This window comes from Deinococcus sp. (genome assembly GCF_030523985.1).
Taxonomy (GTDB): domain Bacteria; phylum Deinococcota; class Deinococci; order Deinococcales; family Deinococcaceae; genus Deinococcus.
On record NZ_JAUNHK010000124.1, the window covers coordinates 1 to 6,588 of the forward strand.

6 protein-coding genes are annotated in these 6,588 nt (G+C 66.7%); 5 read left to right on the top strand and 1 reads right to left on the bottom strand.

What is annotated here, in order from left to right:
* Nucleotides 1-180 precede the first annotated feature (180 nt).
* On the bottom strand, nucleotides 181-2,127 hold the full coding sequence (gene acs, locus Q4C89_RS13230) for an acetate--CoA ligase (RefSeq protein WP_303103093.1): 1,947 nt from the start codon (nucleotides 2,125-2,127) through the stop codon (nucleotides 181-183).
* 216 nt (nucleotides 2,128-2,343) lie between these two features.
* Here acs and Q4C89_RS13235 point away from each other — a divergent pair, with 216 nt between their 5' ends.
* From Q4C89_RS13235 to Q4C89_RS13255, 5 genes are all read left to right on the top strand, one after another.
* The gene (locus Q4C89_RS13235) at nucleotides 2,344-4,101 is read left to right on the top strand and encodes a DUF294 nucleotidyltransferase-like domain-containing protein (protein WP_303103094.1); all 1,758 of its coding nucleotides are present in this window, start codon (nucleotides 2,344-2,346) and stop codon (nucleotides 4,099-4,101) included.
* Complete coding sequence (locus tag Q4C89_RS13240) at nucleotides 4,098-4,715, top strand: 3'-5' exonuclease (RefSeq protein WP_303103095.1); 618 nt, start codon at nucleotides 4,098-4,100, stop codon at nucleotides 4,713-4,715. The genes Q4C89_RS13235 and Q4C89_RS13240 overlap by 4 nt, the downstream gene beginning before the upstream one ends.
* A 62-nt stretch (nucleotides 4,716-4,777) precedes the next feature.
* Nucleotides 4,778-5,353: a biotin transporter BioY gene (locus Q4C89_RS13245; protein WP_303103096.1), complete on the top strand. Its 576-nt coding sequence runs from the start codon at nucleotides 4,778-4,780 to the stop codon at nucleotides 5,351-5,353.
* A gap of 7 nt (nucleotides 5,354-5,360) precedes the next feature.
* The gene (locus Q4C89_RS13250) at nucleotides 5,361-6,035 is read left to right on the top strand and encodes an energy-coupling factor ABC transporter ATP-binding protein (protein ID WP_303103097.1); all 675 of its coding nucleotides are present in this window, start codon (nucleotides 5,361-5,363) and stop codon (nucleotides 6,033-6,035) included.
* On the top strand, nucleotides 6,032-6,588 hold a 557-nt coding region (locus Q4C89_RS13255), incomplete at its 3' end, for an energy-coupling factor transporter transmembrane protein EcfT (protein ID WP_303103098.1). The genes Q4C89_RS13250 and Q4C89_RS13255, both read left to right, overlap by 4 nt.

Genomic DNA, 6,588 nt, shown 5'->3' on the forward strand with positions numbered 1-6,588 from the left:
AGGTAACTGTACCGGAAGGTGCGGTTGGATCACCTCCTTTCTATAGGTTCCGCAAGCATTGCTCTTTCCTGCATCCCGAATCACGGCCCAGTCCCCAGGACTCGGGCCGTTTTTCTTTTTCCCCTAGATATGAAGAGAGACAGCCACCAACCCCCAGCGGGCGGTGGCTGCCTCTTGTGCTCAAACGGCGGGAGTGGACGCCAGTCTTTCCAGGACACTGGGGTCTTCCAGAGTACTGGTGTCGCCCGTGATTTCGTTACCCGCCGCGATCTGACGCAGGAAACGGCGCATGATTTTGCCACTGCGGGTCTTGGGCAGGGCGTCAGCAATGTAAATGGCGTCTGGGCGGGCCAGTGCGCCGATTTCGCGGCTGACGTGGGCACGTAGGGCTGCCGCATCTACCGAGTGCTCGTCTTGCAGCAGGATAAAGGCCACGACCGCTTCACCCTTCACCGGGTCGGGACGGCCCACCACTGCCGCCTCGGAAACGTCGGGGTGGCTGACCAGCGCCGACTCGATTTCCATCGTGCCCAGGCGGTGGCCGGATACGTTCAGTACGTCGTCTACCCGGCCCACGATGGTGTAATAGCCGTCGCCATCGCGCCGCGCCCCGTCGCCTGCAAAGTACACGCCCTTGATTTCGCCCCAGTAGCTCTTGCGGTAGCGTTCGTCGTCGCCGTACACCGTGCGGAGCATGGAAGGCCAGGGCCGCTTGATGACCAGCAGGCCGCCGTCGTCGGGTCCGAGTTCCTCGCCTTCGTGGGTCATCAGGGTGGGTTCCACGCCGAACATCGGCAGGCCCGCGCTGCCCGGCTTGCTGGGGAAGGCCCCCGGCAGCGTGGTCAGCATGATGCTTCCTGTTTCGGTTTGCCACCAGGTGTCCACGATGGGGCAACGCTCGCCGCCAATCACGCGGTGGTACCACATCCACGCCTCGGGGTTGATCGGTTCGCCCACCGACCCCAGCAGGCGCAGGCTGCTCAGGTCATAGCGGCCCGGAATGTCTTCGCCGTGCTGCATGAAGGAGCGAATGGCGGTGGGCGCGGTGTAGAGGATGGTGACGCCATGCCGCTGGATGATGTCCCAGAAGCGGCCCCAGTCGGGGTGGTTCGGTGCGCCCTCGTACATCAGCACGGTGGCGCCGTTGAGCAGCGGGCCGTAGACGCTGTAGCTGTGCCCGGTAATCCAGCCGATGTCGGCGGTACACCAGTAAAGGTCGTCGTCGCGCAGGTCGAAGACGGTCTGGGTGGTGAGGTAGGTGCCGACCATATAGCCGCCCGTCGTGTGTTGCACCCCCTTGGGGGCGCCCGTGCTGCCGGAGGTGTAGAGGATAAACAGCGGGTGTTCGCTGTCGAGCGGCGCAGCCTCGTGCTGGTCGCTCTGGCGGTCGACCAGGTCGTGCCACCAGATGTCGCGCCCTTCCGTCCACCAGTCCACCGGAATCCCGGTGCGCTTCACCACTAGAATGTGCTGGAGGTGCGGGGCGAGTTTGGCAGCTTCGTCGGCGTTGACCTTGAGGCCCACGGGTTTGCCGCGCCGGTAGCCCGAGTCGGCGGTAATCAGGATTTTGCTCTGGGCGTTGTTGATGCGGTCAGCCAGCGCCGATACGCTGAAGCCCCCGAACACCACGCTATGCACCGCCCCGATGCGGGCGCAGGCCAGCATGGAGATGGCCGCTTCGGGAATCAGGGGCATGTAGAGCGTGACCCGGTCACCCGCCACCACGCCGAGTTCCTGAAGGGCGTTGGCCGCCTTGCAGACCTCGCGCAGCAGTTTGGCGTAGGTGTAGGTTCGCACCTCGCCGTCCTCGCCTTCCCAGATGATCGCCTTTTTGTCGCCCAGGCCACGGGCCACGTTGCGGTCGAGCGCGTTGTAGGCCACGTTCGTCTGCCCGCCCACGAACCATTGCGCGTGCGGTTCCTGCCAGTCGAGCACCTGTTCCCAGTTCTTCATCCAGTGCAGCTCGCCTGCCACTTCCGACCAGAAGGTGTCGGGGTCGTCCAGGCTCTGGCGGTAGCGGCGCTCGTACTCCTCGCGGCTGACCCTGGCTTTGGCCTTGAAGTCCTCGCTGGGGTGAATGACGCGGGTTTCGTGAAGCATGGCGTCGATGTGGTCGTGCTGGGTCATGGGCAAACCTCCGGGGCAAGCGAGAAATGAAAACAGCCGCAGAGCGGGCCGTCTGGTTTTTGGGTGCGTTCTAATCTAGCGCCCCACTCCGGCGTTCAAGACAGGCCGTCACGTCCGGGGTACTGAACCGGGTGCAAAGAGGGCCAGCTGTCCAGTCAAGCCGGGCCGCCCGGCAGGGTAGGCTGAGCCACACCCCCTTCAAAGGAGACCTGCCCCATGACCGCAGAGGCCAGCCGCGTCGGACTGCATGACCACGAACGCTTTTTGCAGGCTTATCCGCCCTACCGCCAGCTGGACGCCCGCCTTCTGGCGGCGCTGGTGCGCGACCTGGAAGTGGAATACCAGCCGAGTGGCAGCAGCCGTGACCTGGGCAGCGGCCTGTTCGTCGTGCGGCGCGGCGAACTCGACCTGAACGGCGAAACCTATACCGACGGCGAAACATTGGGCGGAGGAGTACGCACCGGGACGGCACGGGCCATGCGTGACACCTGGCTCTATGTCCTGCCCCCCGAAAAGGCCGGGCGCTGGCTGGCGCTGCCTGACCTGCAACAGTTCCTGACCTCGGCCCTGGCGACGCGGCTGGAGCGGGGCGGCCTGGGCACCAACCTGTCGAGCGTGCCGGTCAGCGAGGTGATGCGGCCCGCGCAACTGGGGCAGCCTGGCATGACCGTGCAGCAAGCGGCGGCGCGGATGCGCGAGTGCCGTATCAGCAGCTTGATGGTGCCGCTGCCGGGAGGGGAATTCGGCATCCTGACCGACAAGGATTTGCGAAACCGTGTACTGGCTGAAGGCTTGCCGCCGGGGACGCCCCTCGCCGCCGTGATGACTGCACCTGCGCTGACCGCCCCCGCCGAAATGACGGCGATGTCGGCCCTGAACCTGATGTTCCGGCACAACATCCGGCATCTGCCGCTGGTGCAGGGCGGGCAACTCGTGGGGATGGTCGGCACGTCCGACCTGCTGCGGCTCCAGACCCAGGGCGTGGGCTATGTGGTGCAGGATTTGCTGGACGCCCCTGGCCGGGCCGAACTGGTGCGGCACGCCCGGCTGCTGCCCGAGTACACCGCCAACCTCTTTCGCGCCGGGCAGCGGGCCGACCATCTGGCACGGCTGGCGAGCTACGCCTACGACGCCCTTTATCGCCGCGCCCTGCAACTGGCGGAAGCCGAACTGGGGCCAGCGCCGGGGCCGTACGCCTGGGTGCTGCTCGGTTCTATCGCCCGGCGCGAATCGGGCCTGAACCCCGACCAGGACCACATGCTGCTGATAGAGCGCGAGGAACACCGCCCCTACTTCGTGCCCTTCGCGCAGAGGGTGGAGGCGCTGCTGGCCGAGGCCGGGCTGGAGGCGTGCAGCGGCGGCGTGATGGCCTCTCGCCACACCTACACACTGGCGCAGTACGTGGAAAAAATGCACGACTGGCAGCGCATTCCTGACCCGCAAGCCCTGCTGAACGTGACCATCTTCTTCGACCCCCGCGTGGTGGCGGGCACGCTGGACGTGACGGCGGGCAAGGAGGCGCGGGTGTCGGCAGGCCAGAACCCGGCGTTTATCGCGCACCTGACGCGGCTGGCGCTGAGCCACCGCCCCCCGCTGGGCTTTCGGCGGCGTATTCGCACCGACCGGGACGACACCCTCGACCTCAAGACGCAGGGGCTGGCCCTCATCATCGACCTGGCGCGGATTCATGCGCTGCAAGTGGGCGAGTCCGGCGCGAGCACCTTCACCCGGCTGAGTGCGTCCGGTCCCAGCCTGCTGCACCCCGACACCCGCGAAGACCTGCTGGGCGCGTACCGCTACCTGCTCGACCTGCGCATGGAACTGCAACTCGGGCAACTGGAAAAGGGCCGGGCGCCCAGCACCCGCCTGCCCCTGGACGACCTGAGCGGGCCGCAGGAAGTCCACCTGCGCGAGATTTTCAAACTGATTGGGCGGGTGCAGAGCGTGCTGGCTCCGCAGGTGGGGGGCGCGTGACGCAGGGCGCCCAGCACTGGCAGGAGGCCGAGTACGTGGCGCTCGACTTCGAGAGCACCGGGATGAACCCCGCCCGCGACGAGGTGGTTCAGGTGGGGCTGGTCCCGCTGGCGCGGCGTCGGGTTCGGCTGGGCGGGGCATGGGCGTCGTGGGTGCGGCCCACTCGACCTTTTTTGCCGGAATCGGTGGCGATTCATGGCCTGAGTGCCGAGCGCCTGACGGAAGCGCCCGCCCTAGAAGACGTGCGCCCTGCCCTGCGCGAGCGGCTGGGCGGGCGGGTGTTGCTGGCCCACTACGCCACGCTGGAGCGCGGTTTTCTGAAGCGCTGGGGTCTGGGCCTGCCGCCCACGGTGGACACGCTGCCCCTCGCGCTGGCCCTCGACCGCCAGACCACCCAGACTGCCCGCCGCGACCACTACACCCTCTCGGCGCTGGCCCGGCGCTTCGGGGTAGAGGTCTACGGCGAACACGACGCCCTGGCCGACGCCCTGATCACGGCGCAGGTGTTTCTGGTGCTGGCCTGCGAACTGGAACGGGAAGGCCGCATTCGGACCCTGGGCGACCTGCTGCACCTGAGCGGCCACCAGAAACGCCCCTGGTGGAGCCTGGGCTAAAGGCTCTACTCGGTTTCGTTCAGCCCGATTCGATATGGACTGAACGAAGCAAAGGTGAGACAATGCGGGGCGTGACCACCAAAGACATCGTGTATATCGCTCTTTTTGCTGCCATCATGGCGGCCCTCGCCGTCGTGCCGCCGATTATGTTGGCGACGGGCGTACCGATTACCTCGCAGACGCTGGGCGTGATGCTGGCGGGGGCGGTCCTGGGAGCGCGGCGCGGCGCTCTGTCCATGATTCTGTTTCTGGTGCTGGTCGCTGTCGGGTTGCCGCTGCTGGTGGGCGGGCGCGGCGGGCTGGGTGTCTTTGCCGGGCCGACGGCGGGCTTCCTGTTTTCCTGGCCGATTGCCGCTTACGTCATCGGCTGGCTGACCGAGCGCAACTGGGCGCGGCTCAACTTTCCTCTGGCCCTCGTCATCATCTTTGTCAGCAGCGTGGTCGTCATGTACGGCATCGGCAACGCCTGGCTGAGCTACGTCTCCGACAAGCTGAACTACTGGCAGGCCACCCTCGCCTCCGGCCCCTTCCTGCCCGGCGACCTCGCCAAAGCCATCATCGCCGCGCTGGTCGCCGTGACGGTCAAGCGCAGCTATCCCATCATCAGGGCGAATTCGGCGCAGCCTGTGCGGGCATAGTAACGGCATGATCGAATTTCGGGGCGTCTCGCACGCCTACGACGAGCGGCCCGTGCTGCATCCCCTCAGCCTGACCCTCACCGAGCGGCGCATCGGCGTGGTGGGCAGCAACGGCAGCGGCAAAAGCACCTTCGCGCGGCTGCTTAATGCCCTGCTGCTGCCGACGGGGGGGCAGGTGCTGGTGGATGGCCTGGACACCCGCCGGGACCCCAAAGCGGTGCGGCGCAAGGTCGGCTTCGTGTTTCAGAATCCCGACCACCAGATTGTTTTTCCGGTGGTGGAAGAAGACTTGGCGTTTGGGCTGAAAAACCTGAAGTTACCGCCCGCCGAGATAGACGCCCGCATCAGCGAAGTGCTGGCACGGTACGACCTGAGCCGCTACCGTCAGCATTCCTCGCACCTACTCAGCGGCGGGCAAAAGCAACTGCTCGCCATCTCCGGGGTGCTGGTCATGCGGCCCGACTATGTGGTGCTGGACGAACCGACCACCCTGCTCGACCTGCGCAACCGCAACCGCGTGGCCGCCGCCATTCGTGCCCTGCCGCAGACCGCCATCGTGGTGACGCACGACCTGGACTTGCTGCACGACTTCGAGCGGGTGCTGGTCTTTGACGACGGGCGTTTGCTGGCTGACGGAGAGCCTGCCGAAGCCTTGCGGGTGTACCGGGAGCGGATGGCGTGACGCTCGGCCTCTATGTCCCCCGCGAGTCGCCGCTGCACCGACTGCGGCCTGCGCCCAAGCTGGCAGCGGTGCTGCTGGCGGGCGTCGTCGTGTTCTGGGTGCGCGACTGGCGGGTGCTGCTGGCGCTGCTGGCACTGACGCTGGCGCTCTACGGGCTGGCGCGGCTGGGCTGGCGGGCAAGCTGGGCGCAACTGCGGCCTTCGCTGGGGGTGCTGCTGTTCCTGTTCGTGGTGCAAAGCCTGCTGGCGGGTCTGGAATCGGGCGCGGTCACGGTGCTGCGCTTTGGCGTGCTGCTGCTGCTGTCGTCGCTGGTGACGCTGACCACCCGCGTGTCCGACCTGCTCGCCGCGCTGGAGCGGGCCATGCAGCCGCTCGCCCGCGTGGGCGTCAACCCCGCCAAGGTCAGCCTCGCCGTGTCGCTCACCCTGCGGTTTATTCCGGTAGTAGTGCAGACGGTGAACGACGTGCGGGACGCGCAGCGGGCGCGGGGCATCGAAAAGAACATGGTCGCGCTGACCGTGCCTGTCATCGTGCGGACGCTGAAAATGGCGGA

Excerpts from the sequence above, each read along its gene's own strand:
- acs (WP_303103093.1), bottom strand. The coding sequence starts at position 2,127 with ATGACCCAGCACGACCACATCGACGCCATGCTTCACGAAACCCGCGTC.
- Q4C89_RS13235 (WP_303103094.1), top strand. The coding sequence starts at position 2,344 with ATGACCGCAGAGGCCAGCCGCGTCGGACTGCATGACCACGAACGCTTT.
- Q4C89_RS13245 (WP_303103096.1), top strand. The coding sequence starts at position 4,778 with ATGCGGGGCGTGACCACCAAAGACATCGTGTATATCGCTCTTTTTGCT.
- Q4C89_RS13250 (WP_303103097.1), top strand. The coding sequence starts at position 5,361 with ATGATCGAATTTCGGGGCGTCTCGCACGCCTACGACGAGCGGCCCGTG.